The sequence below is a fragment of the Pseudomonas sp. A2 genome (assembly GCF_023100865.1).
GTDB lineage: Bacteria > Pseudomonadota > Gammaproteobacteria > Pseudomonadales > Pseudomonadaceae > Aquipseudomonas > Aquipseudomonas asiatica.
This window is the reverse complement of the sequence record NZ_CP039127.1, coordinates 6069095-6093968: the sequence shown is the minus strand read 5'-3', so window position 1 is coordinate 6093968 and position 24874 is coordinate 6069095. Positions and strand designations below refer to the sequence as shown.

At 61.1% G+C, this 24874-nt stretch carries 22 protein-coding genes; 11 read left to right on the top strand and 11 right to left on the bottom strand.

Annotation, left to right across the window (positions count from 1 at the left end):
• Position 1: 1 nt before the first annotated feature.
• A complete protein-coding gene (gene glmS, locus E5221_RS28145; protein WP_247846742.1) occupies positions 2-1837 on the top strand; it encodes a glutamine--fructose-6-phosphate transaminase (isomerizing) in 1836 nt (611 codons plus the stop codon).
• 125 nt (positions 1838-1962) lie between these two features.
• Here the strand turns inward: glmS and lpdA are convergent, their stop codons facing one another.
• Positions 1963-3363 (bottom strand): dihydrolipoyl dehydrogenase, encoded by a 1401-nt coding sequence (gene lpdA, locus E5221_RS28140; protein ID WP_247846741.1) that lies wholly within the window; start codon positions 3361-3363, stop codon positions 1963-1965.
• A 207-nt stretch (positions 3364-3570) separates the two neighbouring features.
• On the opposite strand from lpdA, the gene cfaB reads away from it, so the two are divergent.
• A complete protein-coding gene (cfaB, locus tag E5221_RS28135; protein WP_013974853.1) occupies positions 3571-4755 on the top strand; it encodes a C17 cyclopropane fatty acid synthase CfaB in 1185 nt (394 codons plus the stop codon).
• Between the two features lie 141 nt (positions 4756-4896).
• Here the strand turns inward: cfaB and cls are convergent, their stop codons facing one another.
• Complete coding sequence (gene cls, locus E5221_RS28130; protein WP_247846740.1) at positions 4897-6336, bottom strand: cardiolipin synthase; 1440 nt, start codon at positions 6334-6336, stop codon at positions 4897-4899.
• A gap of 131 nt (positions 6337-6467) precedes the next feature.
• Between cls and E5221_RS28125 the strand changes: the two genes are divergently transcribed.
• Entirely contained in the window at positions 6468-6995 is a 528-nt protein-coding gene (locus tag E5221_RS28125; protein WP_247846739.1) for a DUF3617 domain-containing protein, read from the top strand.
• Here the strand turns inward: E5221_RS28125 and folE2 are convergent.
• Positions 6979-7884, bottom strand: coding sequence for a GTP cyclohydrolase FolE2 (gene folE2, locus E5221_RS28120; RefSeq protein ID WP_247846738.1), 906 nt, complete (start codon positions 7882-7884; stop codon positions 6979-6981). The genes E5221_RS28125 and folE2 overlap by 17 nt on opposite strands.
• 201 nt (positions 7885-8085) lie before the next feature.
• On the opposite strand from folE2, the gene zigA reads away from it, so the two are divergent.
• From zigA to E5221_RS28105, 3 genes are read left to right on the top strand one after another with little or no spacing between them, the layout of a single operon-like run.
• Entirely contained in the window at positions 8086-9294 is a 1209-nt protein-coding gene (gene zigA / locus E5221_RS28115; protein ID WP_247846737.1) for a zinc metallochaperone GTPase ZigA, read from the top strand.
• Positions 9291-9917 carry a DUF1826 domain-containing protein gene (locus E5221_RS28110; protein WP_061550214.1) on the top strand — a complete coding sequence of 209 codons (627 nt, stop codon included), beginning with the start codon at positions 9291-9293 and terminating at the stop codon, positions 9915-9917. Before zigA ends, E5221_RS28110 begins: the two co-directional genes overlap by 4 nt.
• A 40-nt stretch (positions 9918-9957) precedes the next feature.
• Entirely contained in the window at positions 9958-10929 is a 972-nt protein-coding gene (locus E5221_RS28105) for a CobW family GTP-binding protein (protein ID WP_061550215.1), read from the top strand.
• Here E5221_RS28105 and E5221_RS28100 read toward each other — a convergent pair whose 3' ends face one another.
• Complete coding sequence (locus E5221_RS28100) at positions 10930-11322, bottom strand: DUF3301 domain-containing protein (protein ID WP_061550216.1); 393 nt, start codon at positions 11320-11322, stop codon at positions 10930-10932.
• Positions 11323-11442: 120 nt separating this feature from the next.
• Here E5221_RS28100 and pdxY point away from each other — a divergent pair, with 120 nt between their 5' ends.
• Entirely contained in the window at positions 11443-12315 is an 873-nt protein-coding gene (pdxY, locus tag E5221_RS28095; protein WP_013974845.1) for a pyridoxal kinase PdxY, read from the top strand.
• Here the strand turns inward: pdxY and E5221_RS28090 are convergent.
• A complete protein-coding gene (locus E5221_RS28090) occupies positions 12312-12797 on the bottom strand; it encodes an acyl-CoA thioesterase (protein ID WP_003260046.1) in 486 nt (161 codons plus the stop codon). The genes pdxY and E5221_RS28090 overlap by 4 nt on opposite strands.
• 343 nt (positions 12798-13140) lie before the next feature.
• Here E5221_RS28090 and E5221_RS28085 point away from each other — a divergent pair, with 343 nt between their 5' ends.
• Positions 13141-14901 (top strand): cation:proton antiporter, encoded by a 1761-nt coding sequence (locus E5221_RS28085; RefSeq protein ID WP_247846736.1) that lies wholly within the window; start codon positions 13141-13143, stop codon positions 14899-14901.
• Positions 14902-15162: 261 nt separating this feature from the next.
• Here the strand turns inward: E5221_RS28085 and E5221_RS28080 are convergent, their stop codons facing one another.
• From E5221_RS28080 to zwf, 5 genes are all read right to left on the bottom strand, one after another.
• Entirely contained in the window at positions 15163-15570 is a 408-nt protein-coding gene (locus E5221_RS28080; RefSeq protein ID WP_013974843.1) for an SMI1/KNR4 family protein, read from the bottom strand.
• 114 nt (positions 15571-15684) lie between these two features.
• Positions 15685-16539 (bottom strand): TIM44-like domain-containing protein, encoded by an 855-nt coding sequence (locus E5221_RS28075; RefSeq protein ID WP_003260050.1) that lies wholly within the window; start codon positions 16537-16539, stop codon positions 15685-15687.
• A 255-nt stretch (positions 16540-16794) separates the two neighbouring features.
• On the bottom strand, positions 16795-18981 hold the full coding sequence (gene uvrD, locus E5221_RS28070; protein WP_061550219.1) for a DNA helicase II: 2187 nt from the start codon (positions 18979-18981) through the stop codon (positions 16795-16797).
• Positions 18982-19111: 130 nt separating this feature from the next.
• A complete protein-coding gene (locus E5221_RS28065) occupies positions 19112-19426 on the bottom strand; it encodes a hypothetical protein (RefSeq protein WP_013974840.1) in 315 nt (104 codons plus the stop codon).
• Between the two features lie 87 nt (positions 19427-19513).
• Positions 19514-20956, bottom strand: a complete 1443-nt coding sequence (zwf, locus tag E5221_RS28060) for a glucose-6-phosphate dehydrogenase (protein ID WP_039612358.1) — start codon at positions 20954-20956, stop codon at positions 19514-19516.
• Between the two features lie 103 nt (positions 20957-21059).
• Between zwf and hexR the strand changes: the two genes are divergently transcribed.
• Positions 21060-21926: a transcriptional regulator HexR gene (gene hexR, locus E5221_RS28055; RefSeq protein ID WP_011536461.1), complete on the top strand. Its 867-nt coding sequence runs from the start codon at positions 21060-21062 to the stop codon at positions 21924-21926.
• 213 nt (positions 21927-22139) lie between these two features.
• Positions 22140-22358 carry a hypothetical protein gene (locus E5221_RS28050; RefSeq protein ID WP_080563834.1) on the top strand — a complete coding sequence of 73 codons (219 nt, stop codon included), beginning with the start codon at positions 22140-22142 and terminating at the stop codon, positions 22356-22358.
• Here E5221_RS28050 and E5221_RS28045 read toward each other — a convergent pair.
• The gene (locus E5221_RS28045; protein WP_039612357.1) at positions 22300-23262 is read right to left on the bottom strand and encodes a LysR family transcriptional regulator; all 963 of its coding nucleotides are present in this window, start codon (positions 23260-23262) and stop codon (positions 22300-22302) included. The genes E5221_RS28050 and E5221_RS28045 overlap by 59 nt on opposite strands.
• 189 nt (positions 23263-23451) lie before the next feature.
• Between E5221_RS28045 and E5221_RS28040 the strand changes: the two genes are divergently transcribed.
• Entirely contained in the window at positions 23452-24867 is a 1416-nt protein-coding gene (locus E5221_RS28040) for an acetyl-CoA carboxylase biotin carboxylase subunit (protein ID WP_013974837.1), read from the top strand.
• The last annotated feature ends 7 nt before the right edge of the window (positions 24868-24874 follow it).

Genomic DNA, 24874 nt, shown 5'->3' with positions numbered 1-24874 from the left:
CATGTGTGGAATCGTTGGTGCCGTCGCCGAGCGCAACATCACAGCCATCCTGATCGAAGGCCTCAAGCGTCTTGAGTACCGCGGGTACGACAGCGCCGGCCTGGCCGTCCTCACCCAGAACGGTGAACTGCAGCGCCGTCGCCGTATCGGCAAGGTCAGTGAACTGGAAGCCGCTGTTGCTGCCGAGCCACTGGCCGGCCAGCTGGGCATCGCCCACACTCGCTGGGCCACCCACGGTGCGCCGACCGAGGGCAACGCCCACCCCCACTTCTCGGGCAATGAAGTGGCCGTGGTGCACAACGGCATCATCGAGAACCACGAAGAACTGCGCGAAGAGCTGAAGGGCCTTGGCTATGTCTTCACTTCGCAGACCGATACCGAAGTCATCGTCCACCTGATCCACCACACCCTGAAGAGCATTCCGGACTTGACCGATGCCCTGAAGGCTGCGGTGAAGCGATTGCATGGTGCTTACGGCCTGGCGCTGATCAGTGCCAAGCAGCCTGACCGCCTGGTAGCCGCACGCAGTGGTAGCCCGCTGGTCATCGGCCTGGGCCTGGGCGAGAACTTCCTGGCTTCCGACCAGCTGGCCCTGCGCCAGGTCACCGACCGCTTCATGTACCTGGAAGAAGGCGACATCGCCGAAATCCGCCGTGACCAGGTCTCCATCTGGGACCAGGATGGCCACAAGGTTCAGCGCGAAACCGTGCAGTACCACGAAGGTGCCGAAGCTGCCGACAAGGGCGCCTACCGCCACTTCATGCTCAAGGAAATCCACGAGCAGCCAAGCGTGGTGCAGCGCACCCTGGAAGGCCGCCTGGGTAAGGACAACGTGATGGTCCAGGCCTTCGGCCCGCAGGCTGCCGAACTGTTCGCCAAGGTGCGCAACGTGCAGATCGTTGCCTGTGGTACCAGCTACCACGCCGGCATGGTCGCCCGTTACTGGCTGGAAAGCCTGGCCGGGATCCCGTGCCAGGTCGAAGTAGCCAGTGAGTTCCGTTACCGCAAGGTGGTGGTGCAGCCGGACACTCTGTTCGTCTCCATCTCACAGTCTGGCGAAACCGCCGACACCCTGGCCGCACTGCGCAACGCCAAGGAGCTGGGCTTCCTCGGCAGCCTGGCGATCTGCAACGTCGGTATCAGCTCGCTGGTGCGTGAGTCGGACCTGACCCTGTTGACCCTGGCCGGCCCGGAAATCGGCGTGGCTTCGACCAAGGCTTTCACCACCCAGCTGGTTTCGCTGATGCTGCTGACCCTGGCTCTGGGCCAGGTGCGCGGTACCTTGGAAGCCGGCGTCGAAGCCGAGCTGGTTGAAGAGCTGCGCCGCCTGCCGGCCCGACTGGGCGAAGCCCTGGCCATGGACGCCACCGTCGAGAAGATCGCCGAGCTGTTCGCCGACAAGCACCACACCCTGTTCCTCGGCCGTGGTGCGCAGTACCCGGTGGCGATGGAAGGTGCGCTCAAGCTCAAGGAAATCTCCTACATCCACGCCGAAGCCTACCCGGCAGGCGAGCTGAAGCACGGCCCGCTGGCGCTGGTGGACAACGACATGCCAGTGGTAACCGTTGCGCCGAACAACGAACTGCTGGAGAAGCTGAAGTCCAACCTGCAGGAAGTACGCGCCCGTGGTGGCGAGCTGGTAGTGTTTGCCGACGAGCAGGCCGGCATGACCAATGGCGAAGGTACCCACGTGATCAAGGTGCCGCACATCGCCGACGCCCTGGCACCGATCCTGTATACCATCCCGCTGCAGCTGCTGTCTTACTACGTGGCCGTGCTCAAGGGCACCGACGTGGACCAGCCGCGTAACCTGGCCAAGTCGGTTACGGTCGAGTAAGCCAGAAGCCAGGGGCGCTTTGCGCCCCGTCGCGACACAAGGCCGCTCCTACAGGAAATTGCGTTCTCCTGTAGGAGCGGCCTTGTGTCGTGATGGGCTGCAAAGCAGCCCCCGGCTATCTCACATCATATCTGCATCGCCATCCCGTCCACATTCATCGCTGCCTGGCGCAAGGCCTCGGAGCGGGTCGGGTGGGGGTGGCAGGTGAGGGCGATGTCTTCGGCCGAGGCCGAGAACTCCATGGCCACGCAGAACTCACCGATCATCTCGCTGACACTTGGGCCTACCAGGTGCACACCCAGCACTTCGTCGGTCTCGGCATCGGCGATGACCTTGGCGAAGCCTTCGGTCTCGTGGTTGATCTTGGCCCGGCTGTTGGCCGTGAACGGGAACTTGCCTACTTTATAGGCACGCCCTTCGGCCTTGAGCTGCTCTTCGGTCTTGCCCACGGTGGCCAGCTCCGGGCGAGTGTAGATCACGCCAGGGATAAGGTTGTAGTTGACCTCGTGGGGCTTGCCGGCGATGCGTTCAATGCAGGCCACCGCTTCGTCTTCGGCTTTGTGCGCCAGCATCGGGCCGGAGGTGACGTCGCCAATCACCCAGATACCCGGCACGGAAGTGCGGTGGTGATCGTTGTCGAGCATGCCGCGCTTGTCGGTTTCCAGGCCCACGCTTTCCAGGTTCAGCCCTTTGGTATAGGGGCGTCGGCCGATGGCGACCAGTACATAGTCAGCCTGCAGCGTTTCTGCGGTGCCGCCAGCTGCTGGCTCCAGGGTCAGGTTCACGCCATCGGCGCTGGCGTTCGCCTGGGTCACCTTGCTACCCAGCTTGAACACCATGCCTTGTTTGGCCAAGGCCTTCTGCAGGGTCTTGGCGGTTTCTTCGTCGGTGCCCGGACAGATGCGGTCGAGGTATTCGATGACCGTGACCTGGCTGCCCAGGCGGCGCCATACCGAACCCAGCTCGAGGCCGATCACGCCAGCTCCGATGACGACCAAATGCTTGGGCACCTGTGGCAGCGACAGCGCGCCGGTGGAGTCGATGATGCGCTGGTTGTCGATGGTTACGCCCGGCAGGGGCGTAGGTTCGGAGCCAGTGGCAATGACGATGTCTTTGGCCTGCAGTGCGGTTTCGCTGCCATCCTCAGCCTTGACCACGACCTTGCCGACGCCATCCAGGCGACCCCAGCCCTTGATCCAGTCGACCTTGTTCTTGCGGAACAGGTACTCGATGCCCTTAGTCAGGCCGGTCACGCTCTCGTCCTTCTGTTTCATCATCTGGGCGAGGTTGAGGGTAGGTTTGACTTCGATACCGAGGTGGGCGAACTCGTCACCACTGGCGGCTTCGTACAGCTCGGAAGCATGCAAAAGTGCCTTGGAGGGCATGCAGCCCACGTTCAGGCAGGTGCCGCCCAAGGTCGAGCGGCCTTCCACGCAGGCTACGCTCAGGCCCAGTTGGCCGGCGCGGATGGCTGCGTTGTAGCCGCCAGGGCCACCGCCGATGATCACCACGTCATAGGATTTCATGGGTTCAACTCCAGGATGAAGAAGCGCAAGAGGGGCACAAGGTTAAGCTGAGATGCAAGAATTGTATACAATCCGCGGTGGGCATAAGATTAGTTGGTTCTAGACCATGGTCTCGTTTAGAGGAAACATCCCACGAATGAACTACTCTGATCCGGCGACGTTCGAAATATCAGGCGTCGTGGCCAAATACGGACAGGAGGGTCGTTCATGCTTGCGCAACTTCCACCGGCACTGCAGAGCCTGCATCTGCCGCTGCGGCTGAAACTGTGGGACGGTAACCAGTTCGATCTGGGGCCTAGCCCGCAGGTCACTATCCTGGTCAAGGAGCCACAGCTGATCAGCCAGTTGAGCCACCCGAGCATGGACCAACTGGGCACGGCATTCGTCGAAGGCAAGCTGGAGCTTGAAGGCGATATTGGTGAAGCCATCCGCGTATGCGATGAGCTGAGCGAAGCGCTACTGACCGACGAAGACGACACCCCACCGCAGCGTCAGGCCCACGACAAGAGCACGGACGCCGAAGCGATTTCCTACCATTACGATGTTTCAAACGCGTTCTACCAGCTATGGCTGGATCAGGACATGGCCTACTCGTGCGCCTACTTCCGTGAGCCGGACAACACGCTGGATCAGGCACAGCAGGACAAATTCGATCATCTGTGCCGCAAGCTACGCCTGGAAGCAGGTGATTACCTGCTCGACGTTGGCTGCGGCTGGGGTGGGCTGGCGCGTTTCGCTGCTCGCGAATATGGCGCCAAGGTGTTTGGTATCACCTTGAGCAAGGAGCAGCTCAAGCTCGGTCGCGAGCGGGTGAAGGCAGAGGGTTTGGCCGACAAGGTCGACCTGCAGATTCTCGACTACCGCGACCTGCCTCAGGACGGCCGCTTCGACAAGGTTGTCAGCGTTGGCATGTTCGAGCATGTCGGGCATGCCAACCTGGCGCTGTATAGCCAGAAGCTGTTCGGTGCCGTGAGGGAAGGGGGCCTGGTGATGAATCACGGTATTACCGCCAAGCATGTGGATGGTCGCCCGGTCGGGCGTGGCGCTGGCGAGTTCATCGATCGCTACGTCTTCCCCCATGGCGAGCTGCCGCACCTGTCGATGATCAGTGCCAGCATCTGTGAAGCGGGGCTGGAGGTGGTAGACGTGGAAAGCCTGCGTTTGCACTACGCCAAGACCTTGCACCACTGGAGCGAGAACCTGGAGAACCAGCTGCACAAGGCGGCGGCGCTGGTGCCCGAGAAGACCTTGCGCATCTGGCGCTTGTATCTGGCCGGGTGTGCCTATGCCTTCCAGAAGGGCTGGATCAATCTGCATCAGATTCTGGCAGTTAAACCCTACCCCGATGGGCACCATGATCTGCCCTGGACGCGTGAAGACCTATATCGCTGAATTGCTAAAAAGTACGCAAGCGCGACACCATACCCAGTGGGAGCGGGTTTACCCGCGAATGCGTCGGTACAGCCACTGACGTCTTCGCGGGTAAACCCGCTCCCACAAGGTGTGCGATACCCAGAGAGGGGCGCTTACGCTTCAGAGAATCGGCGAAATCAGCCGAGCAATCCGCATCCCCAGTTGCTGCAGCCGATGAGTATCGCGGCTGTCCTCCGCAGTAATTTCCCGTGCCTGTTCAAAGTCATTGCTCAGCATTTTCTCGACCTGGTCAGCGAAGCCGCGGTCGACCGTGAGCAGGGTGATTTCGAAGTTCAGGCGGAACGAGCGGTTGTCCAGGTTGGCACTGCCGATCGCGCTGACATCGTCATCCACCAGCACCACCTTCTGATGCAGGAAGCCCGGTTGGTAGCGGAACATGCGTACACCCGCACGTACCGCTTCGAAGGCGAAAAGGCTGGAGGCGGCATAGACGATGCGATGGTCTGGGCGTGACGGAATCAGCACTCGCACATCGACCCCACGCAGTACTGCCAAACGCAACGCGGCGAACACCGCCTCGTCGGGGATGAAGTACGGGCTGGTGATCCACACGCGCCGGGTGGCTGAATGGATCGCCTCAAGGAAGAACAGCGAGCAGGTTTCCTGTGGATCGGCCGGGCCGCTGGCCAAGGCTTGGCACAGCACGCCGTTGTCAGGGTAGGCGTCCGGCAGAATCAGCGGCGGTAGCTGGCGCGTGGCCCAGTACCAGTCCTCGGCGAACGACTCCTGCAGGCAGGCCAGCACCGGCCCGCTGATCTGCACGTGGGTGTCGCGCCAAGGTGAAAGCTGCGGGTGGCCACCGAGGTACTCATCGCCCACGTTGTGCCCGCCGATAAAACCGAGCAAGCCATCCACCACCACGATTTTGCGGTGGTTACGGAAGTTAACCTGGAAGCGGTTGAACCAGCCCCGACGGGTTGCGAAGGCATGAATCTGTACACCACCGTCGCGCAGCAACTGGCTGTAGCTTGCCGGCAAGGCATGGCTGCCGACACGGTCATACAGCACGAACACCCGCACCCCCTCGGCGGCCTTGCGCAGCAGCAGTTGCTGCAACGCTTTGCCAAGGTTGTCGTCATGGATGATGAAGAACTGCACCAACACCACGTCGCGGGCTTTTTCGATGGCGGCAAATATTGCATCGAATGTTGCCTTGCCATCGATCAGCAGCTTCACCTCGTTATTGGCAAGGCAGGGCATCCGCCCGAGTTTGGGCATGGCGCGCAAGGCCGCATAGCTTTCCGACTCGCGGGCGGTAAGGGCTTCTTCTACCCAAGGCCGCCAGTTGAGGTTGGCCATGGCCACATGCATTTCCTGGTTGGCCTGGCGCCGAGCCTTGATGTAGGCATAGAACGAGCGCGCACCGAAGATCAGGTAAGGGATCAGGGTGAGGTAGGGGATGAAGAACAACGGCATGGCCCAGGCGATTGCGCCCTGGGCAGTGCGCACGGTGAACAGTGCGTGTAATGCGGCGACGATACCCAGCAAATGAACCAGGCCGAGTAGGTAACCGAAGAAGTAGGGGCTGTGGTAGTCCATATGCATCCTGCTTGCCGAGTACACTTGAGTAACAGAACACGTTCCCGGTCCGCCTTGCAACCTGCAGGTGGATTTGGCGTCTAAGGCACAGACCGGCCCGCTTGGCCGGCTTTTTCCAGGAGCGTTCGTCCATGAAGATTCGTCTGCCACTGTTGGCGTTGGCCCTAGGTGTGAGCAGCCCGCTGGTGCATGCTCAGATGCTACAGCCAGGTTTGTGGGAGCTGACCACCAGCAACATGCAGGTCGATGGCAAGCCGTTACCCGATATGGAGTTCATGCTCGGCCAGTTGAAGAACCTGCCGCCAGAGCAGCGCGCGATGATGGAAGGGGTGCTGGCCAAGCAGGGAGTGACTGTTGGGGGTAAGGGGGTGCGCTCGTGCCTGACGCCAGAACAGGTGGCAACCAACGATATCCCTCTGCAAGACCCGAAGTCAGGTTGTACCCAAAAGATAACCGACCGCACCGGCAATGTATGGAAGTTTCAGTTCAGCTGCCCCAAAGCGCAGGGCAGCGGTCAGGCGACTTTCCTCAGTGACCGGGAATTCACCACCCAGGTCAACGGTACGTTCAACGCCTCGGGTGTACAGCAGCAAGGCAGCATGAACACCCGTGCCGTGTGGTTGGGCAGTGACTGCGGCTCGGTCAAGCCGCGCAGCTGACATCCCATTGCCACTGGCTGGTCGCGACAGCATCGTGGGCATGCAGGCTTTCTGCATGTTCCACGCGCAGCTTGAATGCCGTGCTCCATTCTATTTGCCGTAGCGCCTTGTGCAGGCGTCGTGCGGCGTCTTCGCAGAACATCAGATTCTGGCCGTTGGCCAAGGCAAAGGCTTGTTCGTCTGCGCGCTTAACTGCGGTCTGCACCGCTGTCCCAAGGCTTGCTTCTATGCGGTCGATCAACTCGGTGATTGGCAGAACCTGCTGATTGCTGCGCAGCCTTACCTGGATTTGCGCGCTACTACGTTGGCTATGGGGCGTCGCTACGATGCCTTCGGCGCTACCAAGCCACTGCAGCACTGTAGATTTGTCGACCTGCTCTGCGCTGAAATGCGCCTGGAACTGCTGCTGAATCAGTTGCCGTGCAAGTGCAGCCGAGCATGGGCAGGTCGAGGAGTAAGGCACAGAAACGGATAGTTCCACGTGGAACATTTCATTTTCGATCCTTGCATCGACTGTGACGGCATAGCTTTTCCAACCCTCCAACGGGCTGATCAACGCAGGCCTTTTCAGTAGATGCTCGAAGCGCAAACGCAGATAGGCGGCGGAAGAAAGGCCTTCGTGGCTGCTGAGGAAGTTACCCAGCAGCTGGCGGATGGTGAGCGGCGTCAGAGGCTGATGTTCCAACGACTCCAGGGCGAGATAAAGCCGCGACATATGGATACCGCGTGAGCTGCCGTCTACCAGGCTAACGCCGGCATCGACCGTGGCAGCTGCTGTGCGCCCCTCGAACTGTACAGGTTGGGCGATCCCGCACATACCCACCCAGTTCAAAGGTAAGGCGTATTCATGGGTTTGTGCGGCAATGTCGGGGAGCTTGAGCTGAGTCATCTGGTATTCCAAACAAAAGGGAGATCAGCGGCCATCACCGATCAAGCTGCATGTCAGGGGAGGCACCCAGACACGTGGCGGGTTCATTTTTCCTCCCGGTGGGCACTCATTCATCACGAACGGCTTGGCGAAATTGTATTGTTACTTTATAACATTGTGCAATGCATCGTTTCGAATGCGCTCGCCTGAAGAGGTTTCGCCATGTCCAACCGTCTCCCTGTCACCGTGCTATCCGGCTTCCTTGGCGCCGGCAAGAGCACCTTGCTCAACCATGTGCTGCGTAACCGCGACAACCTGCGAGTCGCGGTCATCGTCAATGACATGAGCGAAATCAACATCGATGCGAGCGAGGTGCAGCGCAACGTAAGCCTCAACCGTGCCGAGGAGAAGCTGGTGGAGATGAGCAATGGCTGCATCTGCTGCACGCTGCGTGAAGACCTGCTCGAGGAAGTGGCGCGGCTGGCTGAAGAAGGGCGTTTCGATTATTTGCTGATCGAGTCCACGGGGATCTCGGAGCCACTGCCTGTGGCCGAGACCTTCACCTTCCGCGACGAACAGGGCCGTAGCCTGTCCGACATGGCGCGCCTGGACACCATGGTCACTGTGGTCGATGGCCTGAACTTTCTGCGTGATTACCAGGCAGCAGACAGCCTGGCCAGCCGTGGCGAAACCCTGGGTGAGGAGGACGAGCGCTCGATCAGTGACTTGCTGATCGAGCAGGTCGAGTTCGCCGATGTACTGTTGCTGAGCAAGATCGACCTGATCAGCCAGCACGAGCGCGAAGAGCTCATGGCCATTCTGCGCAGCCTCAATGCCCGGGCGCAGATCGTGCCCATGGTCATGGGCCAGGTACCGCTGGACCGCATCCTCGACACCGGCCTGTTCGACTTCGACCAGGCCGCCCAAGCTCCGGGCTGGCTGCAAGAGTTGCGCGGCGAGCATGTGCCGGAAACCGAAGAGTACGGCATTGCCGCCACCACCTGGCAGGCCCGGCGCCCCTTTCATCCACAGCGCTTTTTCGACTTTATCCACACGCCCTGGAGCAATGGCCGCCTGCTGCGTTCGAAAGGTTTTTTCTGGCTGGCCAGCAAATACCAGGAAGCCGGCAGCTGGTCGCAGGCAGGCGGCATGATGCGCCATGGCTTGGCGGGCCGCTGGTGGCGTTTCGTGCCGCGCGAGCAGTGGCCACAGGATGTGGATAACACCGCCGCGATCTTGAAGAACTGGGTTGCCGAGAGCGGTGACTGCCGCCAGGAACTGGTATTCATCGGGCAGAATATCGACTTCGAAGAATTATCCACAGCACTCGATGCATGCCTTTTGACCGATCAGGAAATGGAAATGGGGCACATGGGCTGGTTGCGCCTGCCCGATCCGTTCGGTTCATGGCATGAGGAGGCCGCAGCATGAACCCTGCATCCAAGCCTGTGGATATTTTCCAGGTATTTGGCGAGACACCGCAGGTGCTGACCGATGTGCTGCAGGATGGCGTAAACCTGGCGGTATGGCGCCGACGTTTGCCGCCGCAACTGGAGGACTTTGCCGCGCTGGTGGTCAGCCTCGGCCAGCCCTTGGCAGACCAGCGCGTCATCGATGTGGATGAGCAACACATGCCGGTTTTCACCGAACTCTTGCGCGAAGCGGCCGACTTGCAAGGCTATGAGGCATTCGTGGCGGATGTGGCCTGGCTGGTGGCGGCCTATACCTGCCTGGTGGGTGCGCAGCGGGTAGGTTTGCGCCTGCGGGTACTGACAGGCCCGATGTGCCCGCGCTTCCATGTGGATAACGTTCCGCTGCGTCTGCTCACCACCTACGCAGGCCCAGGTAGCGAGTGGTTGAAAGAGGACGCGAGCCCTCGTGGCAACTTACACACAGCTATATTACCTGTGGATAAAGTGCAGCACCTGCAAGCTGGCGACGTGGCTGTGCTCAAAGGTGAGAAGTGGCAGGGCAACGAAGGTGCGGGCCTGGTGCATCGTTCGCCGTCGGGGCAGCTGGGGCGCCTGCTGCTCAGCCTTGACTGGCTGGCCTGACAGCGCATAGTGAGGCATCACCATCGCCCGAAGCCGCCCCATGCTGCAGAACATTCCCACCCACGTGATTGCCGGCCCGCTGGGGGCCGGCAAGACTACCCTGATCCGTCACCTGCTGGCCCAGCGCCCGGCCAATGAGCGCTGGGCGGTATTGATCAACGAATTCGGCCTGATAGGCCTGGATGCGGCCTTGCTCAGCTGTGACGAAGACGGCATCGCCATCGGCGAGGTCGCAGGTGGCTGCCTGTGCTGCGTCAATGGCATGCCGTTCCAGGTGGGGCTGGGCCGACTGCTGCGCAAATCCCGCCCTGACCGGCTGTTCATCGAGCCGTCCGGGCTGGGTCATCCTTTGCAGTTGCTCGCTCAGTTGCAAAAAGCCCCTTGGGCTGGAGTGCTGACAATACAGCCATTGCTGATGGTCGTGGACGCGCAGTCGATGGTACGGAACGAGCAGCTTCCGGAGGCTCAACAGCAGGCGTTCGATGCTGCTGAAAACGTTGTCTTGAACAAATCAGAGGCTGTGGATGAAAGTACTAAATTGTTGATAAATAATAGATTTCGTGAAAAGAAAATCTTCTGGACCGTCCAAGGTAGGCTGCCCTTGTCGGACCTTCCGGCTGTAACTAATGGCATTGTCGACAGCTCGGTTGTGGATAACAGGATTGTCGACAATCTTGTAAATCCACCGACAGCGCTATGGGCAGACCCCGGGCAGCCGATTTGTCTTGCACAGCAGGGAGAGGGAGGTTGGAGCATCGGCTGGCGCTGGCACCCTGGCCAGCAATTTTATCCACAGCGGCTGCAGGCGTTCTTGCGGGCTTGGCCGTGGCGGCGCGCGAAGGGGGTTATCCACAGCGTGGAGGGGTGGCAATCATTCAATGGCCTGAATGGGGACATGCCCGCCTGGCAGCCCAGTGACTGGCGCAGGGATACGCGTATCGAGCTGATTTTCGACCAGCCGCAATCGCAATCCGCGCTGCAGGCCGGGTTGAGCGAATGTCGTGTCAGCTGATCAGTTGCGCCAGCGGTTGTGCTCCTGGCGCCACTGCTGCATCTCGATGACATTGTCGGTGCGCGGTGGGGTCTTGATCTCGAACGGGTAGGGCGCCAGTTCGATCTGCACGCTGTGGGCGCCGAACTGGGTCACGGTACCGGGGTGGCGCTGCTCGCCCGTGACGGTGAATTCGAATGCGTAGACGCGCGCCAGGCGCTTGCGGCCGTTGGCGTCACGGACAAAGGCGATGCGCTTGAGTGCGACCGCGTCGTCGAGCAGTTCGAGGTCGAGCTTGGCGCAATGCTGTTTGACCCGTTCCAGGGCTTTCTCGCGCAACCCGTGGTTGTGCCACAACCAGCCGCCTGCCGTGGCGACCAGCATCAGGACGAAGAGGTTTTCCAGGGTCAACATTTGCGTATGCTCCAAACAGGTCGATCCAGCTTAACTGCGTCCCTGGCCTGTCGTACAGGTGGCAATCGAGTTCATACTGCGTTGCGCACAATCCCTGAAACAGCTTTGGAAACCTCCCGCATGAAACGTACCCCGCACCTGCTCGCCATCCAGTCCCACGTGGTGTTCGGCCACGCCGGCAACAGCGCCGCGGTGTTTCCCATGCAGCGTATCGGGGTCAATGTGTGGCCGCTCAATACCGTGCAGTTCTCCAATCACACACAGTATGGCCAGTGGGCGGGTGAAGTGCTTGCCCCCGCGCAAATTCCCGCGTTGGTGGAAGGCATTTCCAACATCGGCGAGCTGGGCCATTGCGATGCGGTGTTGTCCGGTTACCTGGGCAGTGCCGAACAAGGCCGGGCGATTCTGGCTGGCGTCGAGCGGATCAAGGCAGTCAACCCAAAGGCTTTGTACCTTTGCGACCCGGTCATGGGGCACCCTGAGAAGGGCTGTATCGTGCCAGCGGAAGTGAGCGAGTTCCTGCTCGATGAGGCGGCTACCAGGGCCGATATCCTGTGCCCCAACCAGCTGGAGCTGGACAGCTTCTGTGGCCGCCGAGCGCAGTCGCTGGAGGACTGCGTGAACATGGCGCGCAGCCTGTTGCAGCGCGGGCCGCAGGTGGTGCTGGTCAAGCACCTTGCTTACCCCGGGCGCGCCGAGGACCAGTTCGAGATGCTGCTGGTGACCGCCGAGCAGAGCTGGCATCTGCGCCGCCCGCTGCTGGCGTTCCCGCGGCAGCCGGTAGGGGTGGGTGACCTGACCTCAGGCCTGTTCCTGGCCCGAGTCCTGCTCGGCGACAGCTGGGTGCAGGCGTTCGAATTCACCGCTGCGGCCGTACACGAAGTGCTGCTCGAAACCCAGGCCTGCTCCAGCTATGAACTGCAGCTGGTGCGGGCCCAGGACCGCATTGCGCACCCAAGGGTGCGCTTCGAGGCACAGCTGCTGGCGCTTTAAATCGCGTCGGTTTTCAGGTCCTGGTAGCGCTTTTCCAGCTCCTGGCGGATCTGACGGCGCTGCTGGCCCTGCAGGAAGCGGCGCTTTTCTTCACTGCTTTGCGGCTGGCGCGGCGGCACCTGCACCGGGCGACGGTTGTCGTCGACCGCTACCATGGTGAAGAAGCAGCTGTTGGAATGGCGCACCGAGCGCTCGCGGATGTTCTCGGTCACCACCTTGATGCCCACCTCCATCGAGGTGTTGCCGGTGTAGTTTACCGACGCCAGGAAGGTCACAAGTTCACCCACGTGCACCGGCTCACGGAAGATCACCTGGTCGACCGACAGGGTGACTACATAGCTGCCGGCATAGCGGCTGGCGCACGCATAGGCCACTTCGTCGAGGTACTTGAGCAGGGTGCCGCCATGTACATTGCCAGAAAAGTTGGCCATGTCCGGGGTCATCAGGACGGTCATGCTCAGCTGGGCGTTTCCAGGTTCCATAGTGTGCTCACGGTGAGGTTGCGCGGAATCGGGCGAATGGGGGGCATTATCTGCAGACACTTCTGTTCCCCTCTTTTGAATTTGCCTTCCTGGTACGGGACGTTGGCTGACGCTCCATCGTCACGCCGATCATGCCATCAGCGGCGCTTTTCCAGCCGATCTGTTTCTGCATATTGCACCGCCTCTTTGCGGCGGGGTGCGATGTTAACCTGACTGCACCCATGCAACATGGGCTTTTCCTGCATTCAAAACAGTATGTACTTGCTGCTCGCTCAGGGTTGCCTTGGCAGAGGAGCGGTCTGCCCAGGCATCCAGCAACGGACGAGAAAAGGAGTATCACGCCATGCATGCCATCAGCTTCATCCAGGACCTGGCAGTCATCATGCTGGTTGCTGGCGTGGTCACCATTCTCTTTCACCGCCTCAAGCAGCCTGTGGTGCTGGGCTACATCGTCGCCGGCTTCATCATCGGCCCGCACACCCCACCATTCGGCCTGATCCACGATGAAGACACCATCAAGACGCTCGCCGAGCTGGGAGTGATCTTCCTGATGTTCTGCCTGGGGCTCGAATTCAGCCTGCGCAAGCTGTTCAAGGTAGGCGCCACGGCGTTCATCGCGGCGTTCCTGGAAATCGTGCTGATGATCTGGATCGGCTTCGAGATCGGCCGCTGGTTCGGCTGGAACACCATGGATTCGCTGTTCCTCGGCGCCATCCTGGCGATTTCCTCGACCACCATCATCGTCAAGGCGCTCAACGACCTGAAGATGAAGAACGAGCGTTTCGCCCAGCTGATATTCGGCGTGCTGATCGTCGAGGACATCCTCGGTATCGGCATCATCGCCCTGCTGTCGGGCATCGCCGTCAGCGGCACGGTCAGCTCGGGCGAGGTGTTCTCCACTGTCGGCAAGCTGTCGCTGTTCATGATCGTCGCGCTGGTCATTGGCATCCTGCTGGTGCCGCGCCTGCTGGCCTACGTGGCCAAGTTCGAAAGCAACGAGATGCTGCTGATAACCGTATTGGGCCTGTGCTTCGGCTTCTGCCTGCTGGTGGTGAAGCTCGAGTACAGCATGGTGCTTGGCGCCTTCCTGATTGGCGCGATCATGGCCGAATCGCGCCAGTTGCTGAAGATCGAGAGCCTGATCGAACCGGTACGCGACCTGTTCAGCGCCATCTTCTTCGTCGCCATCGGCCTGATGATCGACCCCCAGGTGCTGATCGACTACGCCTGGCCAATCGTGGTCATTACCCTGGCGGTGGTGTTGGGCAAGATGTTGTCGTGTGGCATGGGCGCGTTCATTGCCGGAAATGACGGGCGCACATCACTGCGGGTGGGCATGGGGCTTTCGCAGATTGGCGAGTTTTCCTTCATCATCGCCGCGCTGGGCATGACTCTGCAGGTGACCAGCGACTTCCTCTACCCGGTGGCTGTGGCGGTATCGGCAATCACGACGCTGCTGACACCCTACCTGATCCGTGCCGCCGACCCGCTGTCGCTCAAGCTGGGCAAGGTGGTGCCCAGCCGCCTGGCGCGGGTGTTGTCGTTGTATGGCGAATGGTTGCGGAGCATCCAGCCGCAAGGCGAGAGCGCCATGCTCGCGGCGATGATCCGGCGCATCCTGTTGCAGGTTGGGGTGAACCTGGCGCTGGTGATCGCCATCTTCTTCAGTGGTGGCTATTTCGCCGGGCGGATCGGCAACTGGCTCAGCGAGTGGGTCAGCGATACCAGCCAACAGAAAGCGCTGATCTGGGGGGTAGCGTTATTGCTGTCGTTACCATTCCTGATTGCGGCCTATCGCAAGCTCAAGGCGCTGTCGATGCTACTGGCAGAGATGGGCGTCAAACCGGAAACGGCCGGACGGCATACTCAGCGCGTGCGACGAGTTATTGCCGAGGTGATTCCGTTGTTGTCGCTGCTGGTGATTTTCCTGCTGCTGTCGGCGCTGTCGGCGAGCATTCTACCGACCAGCGAGCTGCTGCTGGTGATCGCCGTGGTGGCTGCAGTGGTGGTGGCCTTGCTGTGGCGCTGGTTTATCCGCGTGCATACGCGCATGCAGATTGCCTTGCTGGAGACGCTGGAGAACAGCCGCGAGAATACGCACTGAAGAGGGCAATGCTCCCTGCGCAAGATTTCACCGTCGTCCGAGGGGATGGAGCGGTAGCGATGTCGCCAGGCGCAGAAAGCCTGGCGATATTAACTATACCAGTGGCACTAGGCCATAAGTTTCCCATTTCTGGGCCGGCCTCTTCGCGGGTAAACCCGCTCCCACAGGTACTGCACAATGATCAGCACCTGTGCAATACCTGTGGGAGCGGGTTTACCCGCGAAGAGGCCGGCACAAGCAGCACCAGATCAGAGATCGAAATCAGCTCTCCAGCCAGACATCCCGCGCCCAGTGCCACACCGATTCCCAGCTGTCTTCACCGACGATTTCCTCTTCGGCATCCCACAGCACCACGGTCCCATCCTCTTCGACGCAGTAGTAGTTGTCGCCGTCCTGGCACAGTGGAATCAGGTCACGCGGTACGCCGGCATCCCAGGCGTTGGCGGCGACGTCGGGCAGGTAGGTATGTGACTGTGGGTCGGTAACGGTCACCGGCTCCAGTGAGCCATACACCACGTCACTGACGGTCAGCAGGAACTCCTTGAACACGAAAGGAATGTTAATGAACAGCTCTTCTTCGATTTCGACCAGCAGGTCCTCGTCGGGAAGCTCAAGGGGCACCGGCACTGGCTCGTTGGCTTCACGGAGTTGTTCGATCACTTCTTCCACGGTTCACTTCCTCTGACCTAGATGACAACGCTGCGCGTTATACCCTAGTAGGCCACTCTGGCAAAAGCAAAAACCCCGGGACAGGCCCGGGTTTTTTTGTGCAGCACGCAGCGGTTAGCCGTTTTGACGGATACCGGCCACCAGCCAAGGCTGGTTTTCGCCCTGGGCGCGAACCATGTGCCAGCTTTCGCTGAACACTTCGCCCTGGTCGAAGCGCGAGTTCTTCGACACGCCACGGAAGGTCAGGGTGGCGTCGGTACGGTCGGCGCGGTCGTCAACACCGTCCAGCTGTACCTCGAGGTTGTCGATGTAGGTGGACTGGAAGCCATCACCCAGTTCGGCGCGCTCGCGCTTGAGGAACTCGAGCATCTGCGGGGTGACGAACTCGGCGATCTTGTCCATCTCGTTGGCGTCCCAGTGCTGCTGCAGCGCCTGGAAGTGGTTACGGGCAGCAGCCAGGAAGTTCTGCTCGTTGAACCAGGCCGGGGCGTTGATCACCGGGGCGGCTGCGGCAGCAGGTGCGGCCGAACCACCGAAGATCGACGGCTGGGCCGGCTGCGCGTGAGTTTCACGCTGCATCGGCGCATGGCCCGGCATGGCCATTTGCGGCTGCTGCTGGCGACGGCGCGCGGCGATGAAGCGGAACACCAGGAAGGCGATGAGCGCCACGATCAGGAAGTCCATGATCTGGAAGCCTTCGAAACCGTCGCCCATGAACATGGAAGCCAGCAGGCCACCGGCGGCGAGGCCGGCCAGAGGGCCTAACCAGCGCGAAGCACCGCTGGCGGCCGGAGCGGCACGGCCAGGTGCGGTCGGCGCGGCGGCAGGCGTGGTTGGCGTGGCCTGGCGGGTCTGGTGAATAGGCGCGGAGCCCGAGCTCTTGCCGCCGCCAAAACGCTTGGCGTTGGCGTCCAGGCTCAGCGTCAGGCCGACGCAGAGCGCCAGAGCGATGCTAAGAAAACGTTGCATAAGTGGGATATCCCCTGTTGTGGATTGCACGCGCGTCATGGTGCACAGGTTCCCGGGCACATGACCAGCGACATAATGTTTCGAGCTTTTGCCTGAATGTTACAAGGTGCTTATGACGGACCTGTAGGGGCGGCCTTGTGTCGCGAAAGGGCTGCGAAGCAGCCCTAAGATATCAGCGTCGACGCCATGATTGTGGGGCCGCTTTGCGGCCCTATCGCGACACAAGGCCGCTCCTACAAGGGACCGCGCAGGCTTTCAGATGGCCTCGAGCTTGGCATACCCCAGCATCAGCCACTTGCTCCCTTCGGCAAAATTCACCTGCACACGCGCCTGGGCGCCGGAGCCCTCGAAGTTGAGGATCACACCCTCGCCAAACACCGCGTGCTGCACACGTTGGCCAAGGTTGAACGCGGTCTGCGGAATGCTGGCATTGGCGAACAGGTTGCTGTTCGTGGCCGTCTTGGCCCCGCCGAACGGTCGGCTGACGCTGTTGGACAGGCGCACTTCCTGAACCAGGCCTGCCGGAATTTCGCGTATGAAACGTGACACCTTGTTGTAGGTCTCGCTGCCATACAGGCGACGCGTTTCGGCGTAGGTCATGACCAGCTGGCGCATGGCGCGGGTGATACCCACATAAGCCAGGCGGCGTTCCTCTTCCAGGCGACCAGGCTCTTCCAGGCTCATCTTGTGCGGGAACAGGCCTTCTTCCATGCCCACCAGGAACACATACGGAAACTCCAGGCCCTTGGCACTGTGCAAGGTCATCAGCTGGACGCTGTCTTCATGCTCGTCGGCCTGTGTATCGCCTGCTTCGAGCGAGGCGTGGCCAAGGAATGCCGAGAGAGGCGAGAGGTCGGCGTCTTCGTCGGTAGACTCGAAGTTGCGCGCTGCGCTGACCAGTTCCTCAAGGTTTTCTACCCGTGCCTGGCCCTTCTCACCCTTTTCTTCCTGATGGTAGATGATCAGCCCGGACTGCTCGATGGTGGTTTGGGTCATGGTATGCAGCGGCATGTCCACGACCTTGGCAGCTAACCCTTCGATCAGCTCGATAAATGCACCCAGGGCACTGGCAGCGCGGCCTTTCAGGGCTTTGGCGGCAAGCAGCTGGCACATTGCTTCCCACATCGAAAGCTGGCTGTGGCGGGCGTGCTCGCGTATGGCTTCGACAGTTTTTTCGCCAATGCCACGTGGCGGCACGTTGATCACCCGTTCCAGGGCAGCATCGTTACCGCGGCCTTCTATCAGCCGCAGGTAAGCCATGGCGTTCTTGATTTCGGCGCGCTCGAAGAAGCGCTGGCCACCGTAGATGCGGTAGGGGATGCGTTCGCGCAGCAGGGCTTCTTCCAGCACCCGCGACTGGGCGTTGGAACGGTACAGTATGGCGATCTCGTTGCGCGCATTGCCCTTCTTGACCAGGCTCTCGATGGTTTCCACCACGTAGCGCGCTTCGTCGTGCTCGTTGTAGGCCGCATACAGGGTCAGCGGTTCGCCTTCACCCATGTCGGTCCACAGCTCTTTGCCCAGGCGCCCGCTGTTGTTGGCGATCAGCGCGTTCGCCGCCTTGAGGATGCCACCGGTGGAGCGGTAGTTCTGCTCCAGGCGGATCATCTCGGCGTCGGGGAAGTCGGCAGTGTACTGGTGAATGTTCTCGATCTTGGCACCGCGCCAGCCGTAGATCGACTGGTCGTCATCGCCCACCGCCATCAGGCTGTCACCGCCGCGCGCCAGCAGGCGCAGCCAGGCGTACTGCACGGCGTTGGTATCCTGGAACTCGTCCACCAGCACGTGGCGGAAGCGCCGCTGGTAATGCTCCAGCAGGCCCGGGTGGTCGCGCCACAAGTCCAGGGCGCGCAGCAGCAGCTCGGAGAAGTCGATGACCCCGGCGCGCTCGCAGGCCTGCTCATAGGCGGTATAGACGTCGCGCATGGTCGACAGGAACAGGTCGCCCCCGGCCTGGATATGCTGTGGTCGCAGGCCTTCGTCCTTCTGCCCGTTGATGAACCACTGGGCCTGGCGTGCCGGCCATTTCTGCTCGTCCAGGCCCAACTCGCGCATCACCCGCTTGATCAGGCGCTGCTGGTCGTCGCTGTCGAGGATCTGGAAGTTCTGCACCAGCCGTGCTTCCTGCCAATGGGCCCGCAGCAAGCGGTGGGCCAGGCCGTGGAAGGTGCCGACCCACATGCCCGCCGGGTTGATGCCCAGCAGTTGCTCGATCCGCTGGCGCATTTCTGCCGCGGCCTTGTTGGTGAAGGTCACCGACAGGATCGAGTGCGGCGATGCCTGCTCCACCTGGATCAGCCAGGCAATGCGGTGCACCAGCACGCGGGTTTTACCGGAACCGGCGCCAGCAAGCACCAGTTGACGCCCGAGCGTGGCCGCTACGGCCTGGCGTTGGGCGTCGTTGAGGGAATTCAGCAGGAGGGAGAGGTCGTCTGTGCGCATCGGGCCATTCTAGGGCGCGGCAGGAAATGGGGCAAACCTCTACTGTATAAATATTCACCTGCAACATGCCCGTTCATCGAGCCGATGGAAGGTGCCAGGCCACCGCTCGGGCGACCCGGCCGGCAGCGGCTCAGTCAATCGCCTCGATGGTACGAATTTCGCAGCGCTGCGAACCGTCTGCATGAATGATCTCCACGGTTTTCCAGCCAGTGCCGCCTGCGCGCTCGAAAGCCACGGTTTTTTCCGTCAGCACCTGCGGAGTGATTGCGCCGCTATCCAGAAGTTGAAGCTCAAGTACTTCCCAGCCACCTCTGTGGCGCAGCTTGGGTTCGACCAGCACCGGTTCGATGGCCGGGGAGGCGACCGTAACGGTGCCGTGAACCCTGAAAACCTGCTTGCCGTGAGCGATGTCGTTGATTGCAACGAGGTTGGTGATAATGGCCATTGTCTGCTCCTGTTTCGGGTTGAAAGTAGCGCCAGTGCGCTGGGCCACTTTCTGCCCTTTCGCCTGCCACGGGAGCAGGGCAGTGCTTCAGCTATGCCATTGCCTGCCGTGCCTGGCGAGCAGGCTGTTGGCTTGCTCTGGCCCGTTACAGCCTGCCGGGTACGGTCGCGGCGCCTGGAAGTGCTCTTCACAGCCCTTGATGATCGGATCGATCCAGGCCCAGGCCGCTTCCACCTCATCGCGGCGCATGAACAGCGTCGAGTCGCCCTCCAGCACATCCAGCAGCAGGCGCTCGTAGGCGTCCCAGCGGCGGGTCTGGCTGAACACCTGGGCCAGGTTCAGGTCCAGGTCCACAGGTTCCAGGCGCATTCCCTTGCCCGGGCTCTTGGTCATCATGCGCAGGCTGATGCGCTCGTCCGGTTGCAACTGGATCAGCAACTGGTTGACCTGGCCACCATTGAAAAGCTCGTGGGGCACCGGCTTGAACTGGATGACGATCTGCGATGAGCGCCGTGCCATGCGCTTGCCGGTACGCAGGTAGAAGGGCACGCCCGCCCAGCGCCAATTGTCGATGTGCGCCTCGATGGCGATGAAGGTTTCGGTGTCGCTGTCGTTGTCGACGTCCTTTTCGAAGTAATAAGCCGGCACTTCCTGGCCGCCGATGCGCCCGGCGCCATACTGGCCGCGTACGGTCTTGTCCTGCACGTCCTGGCCAGTGATGGGCTTGAGGGCCCGCAGGATCTTCACTTTCTCGTCACGCACCGCTTCGGCCTCGAACTGCGCGGGGGGCTCCATGGCCACCAGGCATAGCAGCTGAAGCAGGTGGTTCTGCAACATGTCGCGGGTAGCCCCGGCGCGGTCGTAGTAGGCACCACGGTTCTCTACACCCAGGGTCTCGCAAACGCTGATCTGCACGTGATCAACCTGGTTGTTGCGCCACACCGGCTCCAGCAGGGCGTTGGCAAAACGCAGGGCCATGAGGTTCTGCACGGTTTCCTTGCCCAGGTAGTGGTCGATGCGAAATACCTGGTTTTCCTCCAGCACTGCGCCAATCGCTTCGTTGATGGCGGTAGCCGATTCCAGCGAGTGGCCGATCGGCTTTTCCAGCACGATGCGCGCCTCAGTGTCTGCCAGGCCGGCGTTATGCAGGTGCTTGGCAATCGGTACGAACAGATTGGGGGCGGTGGCTAGGTAGAAGATGCGCGTCAAGCCGCCGGGCTCGCCCAGGTAGCGCGCCAGGCGACCGAAGTCGGCGCTTTGCGAAGCATCCATGGCGAAATAGTCGACCCGTGCGGAAAACCGCTGCCAGACCTCTTCGTCGAAGTCGTTGCGGGCAATCTGTGCCCGGCAATGGCGTTCCGCGAGCTTGAGATAATCGTTACGTGGCAAGTTGCGTCGTGCCAGCGCGATGATCCGCACGGCGTTGTTCAGACGGGCCTCGCGAAACAGGTGGTAGAGCGCCGGAAGCAATTTGTGCAGGGCCAGATCGCCGGTGCCGCCGAAGACCAGAATGTCGCAAGGAATAGTCAAACCACCACTCTCCACGTTCGTTTAACTGGGCGGGTTGGCGTCCATGTAGTATAACTACAAGAAAGCTACAACCCGGCCAGCCGATCATAACCGAGTCCAGCCTGTGAATCTGTTGCAACATATCGCCCAATCGCGCCACCTGCTGCGCAAATCGGAACTCAAGGTAGCCGACCACGTGCTACTCGACCCGGCTGCCGTCATGCACAGCTCCATGGCCGATCTGGCGCACAGCGTGGGTATCAGCGAACCGACCATCGTGCGTTTCTGCCGCGCGATCGGTTGCTCGGGCTTCCAGGACCTGAAGCTGAAGCTGGCGCAGAGCCTGGCTGCGGGGGCGAGTTTCGGCCAGTTCGCCATCCATGAAGACGACTCGGTCGCCGACTACAGCCTGAAGATCTTCGACACCACGCTGCACACCCTGATGGAAGTGCGCGAGCACCTCGATCCGCAGGCGCTGCAGCAGGCGGTGACTGCCATGGCCCAGGCGCAGCGTGTGGAGTTCTATGGCTTTGGCGCCTCCGGTGCGGTGGCGGCCGATGCTCAGCACAAATTCTTCCGTCTGTTGCTCAGCGCGGCAGCCTATTCCGACCCGCACATGCAAGCGATGTCGGCGGTGACCCTGAAGCCGGGTGATGTGGCGGTATGCATTTCCCAGTCGGGCCGTTCCAAGGACCTGCTGATTACCGCCAACCTGGTCCGTGAGAGCGGCGCCAACCTGATTACCCTGTGCCCAAGCCAGACACCGCTGGCGGAGCTTTCGACTGTCAACCTGGCGATCGATGTGCATGAAGACACCGAAATCTACACCCCGCTGACCTCGCGTATCGCCCACCTGGTGGTGATCGACGTGCTGGCCATGGGCGTAGCCATGGCGCGCGGGCCGAGCCTGGTCAACCACCTGAAGAGCGTGAAGCGCAGCTTGCGCAGCCTGCGCTTGTCGCCCAAGTCGATCAAGGCTACCGACGACTGATTGTCGTTGCTTGTGCCGGCCCTTTCGCGGGTAAACCCGCTCCCACAGGTACTGCACCGTCCTTGAGGCTGTGAGCACCTGTGGGAGCGGGTTTACCCGCGAAGAGGCCGACACAGGCGCTATAAATTTCACTGTTTTGTCACCATTCCACAGCCAAACCGTAAACCACTCAAGCCAGTATGAAACTCCCGCATCCTATCTGGGAGACAGGCAATGGCTCGTGACTTCGACGGTACGTACCAACCCAGCGCCAAGGCTCGCAAGCAGCAGGAAAAGGATCAGCGCCGCATGGAATACCGCCGCGCGATCGAGAGCTATTGCGACCAACGTCAACTGCTCCGCGAACTAGTGGACTACCCCGAACTGCAAGAGCTCACGGTCTGGCAGGCGTCGGCAGCAGCTTCCCCGAAAAACGCTCAACCAGCGCGCTGATCAGCGCACGTTCGCTGCGGATGAATGCCAGAAAGGCCAAGGCCACCGGCGACTGCCGTTTGGCCTTGGACTGCACCACGCACCAGCTGCGGTACAGCGGCAGTTCTTCCACCGGCAGCTCCCTCAATACACCGGTAGCCAGCTCCAGGTTGACCGCATGGCGGGTAAGCATGGCAATGCCCAGCCCGGCAATTACGCACTCGCGCTGGGCGTCGGCCGAGGCCACCTCCAGGGTCTGGGTGAAATGCACGCGCTTGTCCTTGAAGTATTCCTCGCAAGCCTTGCGCGTGCCCGAACCCTGTTCGCGGACCAGCAGGGTATGAGGCTCCAGGTCCTGCAGGCGCAGTTGCTCCAGCTTGCACAGCGGGTGCTCGGGCGGTGCCACCGCGACAATCGGGTTGTTGAGGAACGGCAGAAAATCCAGGCCCATGTCCTGCGGCACCATGGACATGATGATCAGGTCGTCGCGGTTGTCCGACAGGCGGCGGATTGCCTGGGCGCGATTGACCACCGTCAGGGTCAGGTTGACCTCCGGGTGACGCTGCTTGAAGGCCGCGAACAGGTGTGGCACGAAGTACTTGGCACTGGACTCGATCGCCAGTTTCAACTGCCCCTGCAATGAGCCCTGCATATCCGAAAGCTGCATGTCCAGGCTCTCCAGGCGCCCGAAGATATCGCGGCTGGCGCGTTGCAAGGCCTCGGCAGCTTCGGTCAGGTAGAGCTTCTTGCCCACGTACTCGAACAGCGGCTGGCCGATCAGCTCTTCGAGCTGACGGATCTGTAGACTAACGGCGGGTTGCGTAAGCGCCATCTCTTCCGCCGCACGGCTGTATGAACGCAAATCGCACACCTCATTGAAGACCTGCAATTGACGCAAAGTCATACGCATCAAGGACTTACGCATTTTTATCCGCCCTTCGGCAACACCTTGTTACCGCACTATAAGCTTTTGCTAATACAGCCTCTAACAAATATTGATTTTTGTTTATCAACCTACAGCGCTAGGGTGAATGTGCGACTGGCCAGCAACGTCTGGTCACGCGCCGACCGGGAGAACCGGCTCGACTGTTCCTACGGCTTTGGGAAGACTCCAGTGATAAAAAAAATCCTGATCGCCAACCGAGGTGAAATTGCAGTTCGGATCGTGCGTGCGTGCGCCGAAATGGGCATTCGCTCGGTGGCGATCTATTCCGACGCCGACCGCCATGCATTGCACGTCAAGCGCGCCGACGAAGCCCACAGCATTGGTGCCGAGCCGCTGGCCGGTTACCTGAACCCGCGCAAGCTGGTGAACCTGGCTGTGGAAACCGGCTGTGATGCCCTGCACCCGGGTTATGGTTTCCTGTCGGAAAACGCCGAACTGGCAGAGATTTGCGCCGAGCGCGGGATCAAGTTCATCGGCCCGGCCGCCGAGGTCATTCGCCGCATGGGCGACAAGACCGAAGCACGCCGTACCATGATCGCCGCCGGTGTACCGGTAACCCCGGGTACCGAAGGCAACGTTGCCGATATTCACGAAGCCCTGAGTGAAGGTGACCGCATCGGTTACCCGGTCATGCTCAAGGCCACCTCTGGTGGTGGCGGCCGTGGTATTCGCCGTTGCAACAGCCGTGAAGAACTGGAACAGAACTTCCCCCGCGTCATCTCCGAGGCTACCAAGGCCTTTGGTTCTGCGGAAGTGTTCCTGGAAAAGTGCATCGTCAACCCCAAGCACATCGAGGCGCAGATCCTCGGTGACAGCTTTGGCAACGTCGTGCACCTGTTCGAGCGCGACTGCTCGATCCAGCGCCGCAACCAGAAGCTCATCGAAATCGCCCCGAGCCCACAGCTCACCCCCGAACAGCGCGCCTACATCGGCGACCTGGCGGTGCGTGCGGCCAAGGCGGTGAACTACGAGAACGCCGGTACCGTGGAGTTCCTGCTCGCCGATGGCGAGGTGTACTTCATGGAAATGAACACCCGGGTGCAGGTGGAACACACCATCACCGAGGAAATCACCGGTATCGACATCGTCCGTGAGCAGATCCGCATTGCCTCGGGCCTGCCGCTGTCGGTCAAGCAGGAAGACATCCAGCACCGCGGTTACGCGCTGCAGTTCCGCATCAACGCCGAAGATCCGAAGAACAACTTCCTGCCCAGCTTCGGCAAGATCACCCGTTACTACGCACCCGGCGGCCCGGGCGTGCGTACCGACACGGCGATCTACACCGGCTACACCATCCCGCCGTTCTATGACTCCATGTGCCTGAAACTGGTGGTGTGGGCGTTGACCTGGGAAGAAGCCATGGACCGCGGCCTGCGGGCCCTGGACGACATGCGCGTGCAAGGGGTGAAGACCACCGCCGCGTACTACCAGGAAATCCTGCGCAATCCGGAATTCCGTAGCGGCCAGTTCAACACCAGCTTCGTCGAAAGCCACCCGGAACTGACCAATTACTCGATCAAGCGCAAACCCGAAGAGCTGGCCCTGGCCATCGCCGCCGCCATCGCCGCCCACGCAGGCCTGTGAGGAACCC

Excerpts from the sequence above, each read along its gene's own strand:
- glmS (WP_247846742.1), top strand. The coding sequence starts at position 2 with ATGTGTGGAATCGTTGGTGCCGTCGCCGAGCGCAACATCACAGCCATC.
- lpdA (WP_247846741.1), bottom strand. The coding sequence starts at position 3,363 with ATGAAATCCTATGACGTGGTGATCATCGGCGGTGGCCCTGGCGGCTAC.
- cfaB (WP_013974853.1), top strand. The coding sequence starts at position 3,571 with ATGCTTGCGCAACTTCCACCGGCACTGCAGAGCCTGCATCTGCCGCTG.
- cls (WP_247846740.1), bottom strand. The coding sequence starts at position 6,336 with ATGGACTACCACAGCCCCTACTTCTTCGGTTACCTACTCGGCCTGGTT.
- E5221_RS28125 (WP_247846739.1), top strand. The coding sequence starts at position 6,468 with ATGAAGATTCGTCTGCCACTGTTGGCGTTGGCCCTAGGTGTGAGCAGC.
- folE2 (WP_247846738.1), bottom strand. The coding sequence starts at position 7,884 with ATGACTCAGCTCAAGCTCCCCGACATTGCCGCACAAACCCATGAATAC.
- zigA (WP_247846737.1), top strand. The coding sequence starts at position 8,086 with ATGTCCAACCGTCTCCCTGTCACCGTGCTATCCGGCTTCCTTGGCGCC.
- E5221_RS28110 (WP_061550214.1), top strand. The coding sequence starts at position 9,291 with ATGAACCCTGCATCCAAGCCTGTGGATATTTTCCAGGTATTTGGCGAG.
- E5221_RS28105 (WP_061550215.1), top strand. The coding sequence starts at position 9,958 with ATGCTGCAGAACATTCCCACCCACGTGATTGCCGGCCCGCTGGGGGCC.
- E5221_RS28100 (WP_061550216.1), bottom strand. The coding sequence starts at position 11,322 with ATGTTGACCCTGGAAAACCTCTTCGTCCTGATGCTGGTCGCCACGGCA.
- pdxY (WP_013974845.1), top strand. The coding sequence starts at position 11,443 with ATGAAACGTACCCCGCACCTGCTCGCCATCCAGTCCCACGTGGTGTTC.
- E5221_RS28090 (WP_003260046.1), bottom strand. The coding sequence starts at position 12,797 with ATGGAACCTGGAAACGCCCAGCTGAGCATGACCGTCCTGATGACCCCG.
- E5221_RS28085 (WP_247846736.1), top strand. The coding sequence starts at position 13,141 with ATGCATGCCATCAGCTTCATCCAGGACCTGGCAGTCATCATGCTGGTT.
- E5221_RS28075 (WP_003260050.1), bottom strand. The coding sequence starts at position 16,539 with ATGCAACGTTTTCTTAGCATCGCTCTGGCGCTCTGCGTCGGCCTGACG.
- uvrD (WP_061550219.1), bottom strand. The coding sequence starts at position 18,981 with ATGCGCACAGACGACCTCTCCCTCCTGCTGAATTCCCTCAACGACGCC.
- E5221_RS28065 (WP_013974840.1), bottom strand. The coding sequence starts at position 19,426 with ATGGCCATTATCACCAACCTCGTTGCAATCAACGACATCGCTCACGGC.
- E5221_RS28050 (WP_080563834.1), top strand. The coding sequence starts at position 22,140 with ATGGCTCGTGACTTCGACGGTACGTACCAACCCAGCGCCAAGGCTCGC.
- E5221_RS28045 (WP_039612357.1), bottom strand. The coding sequence starts at position 23,262 with ATGCGTAAGTCCTTGATGCGTATGACTTTGCGTCAATTGCAGGTCTTC.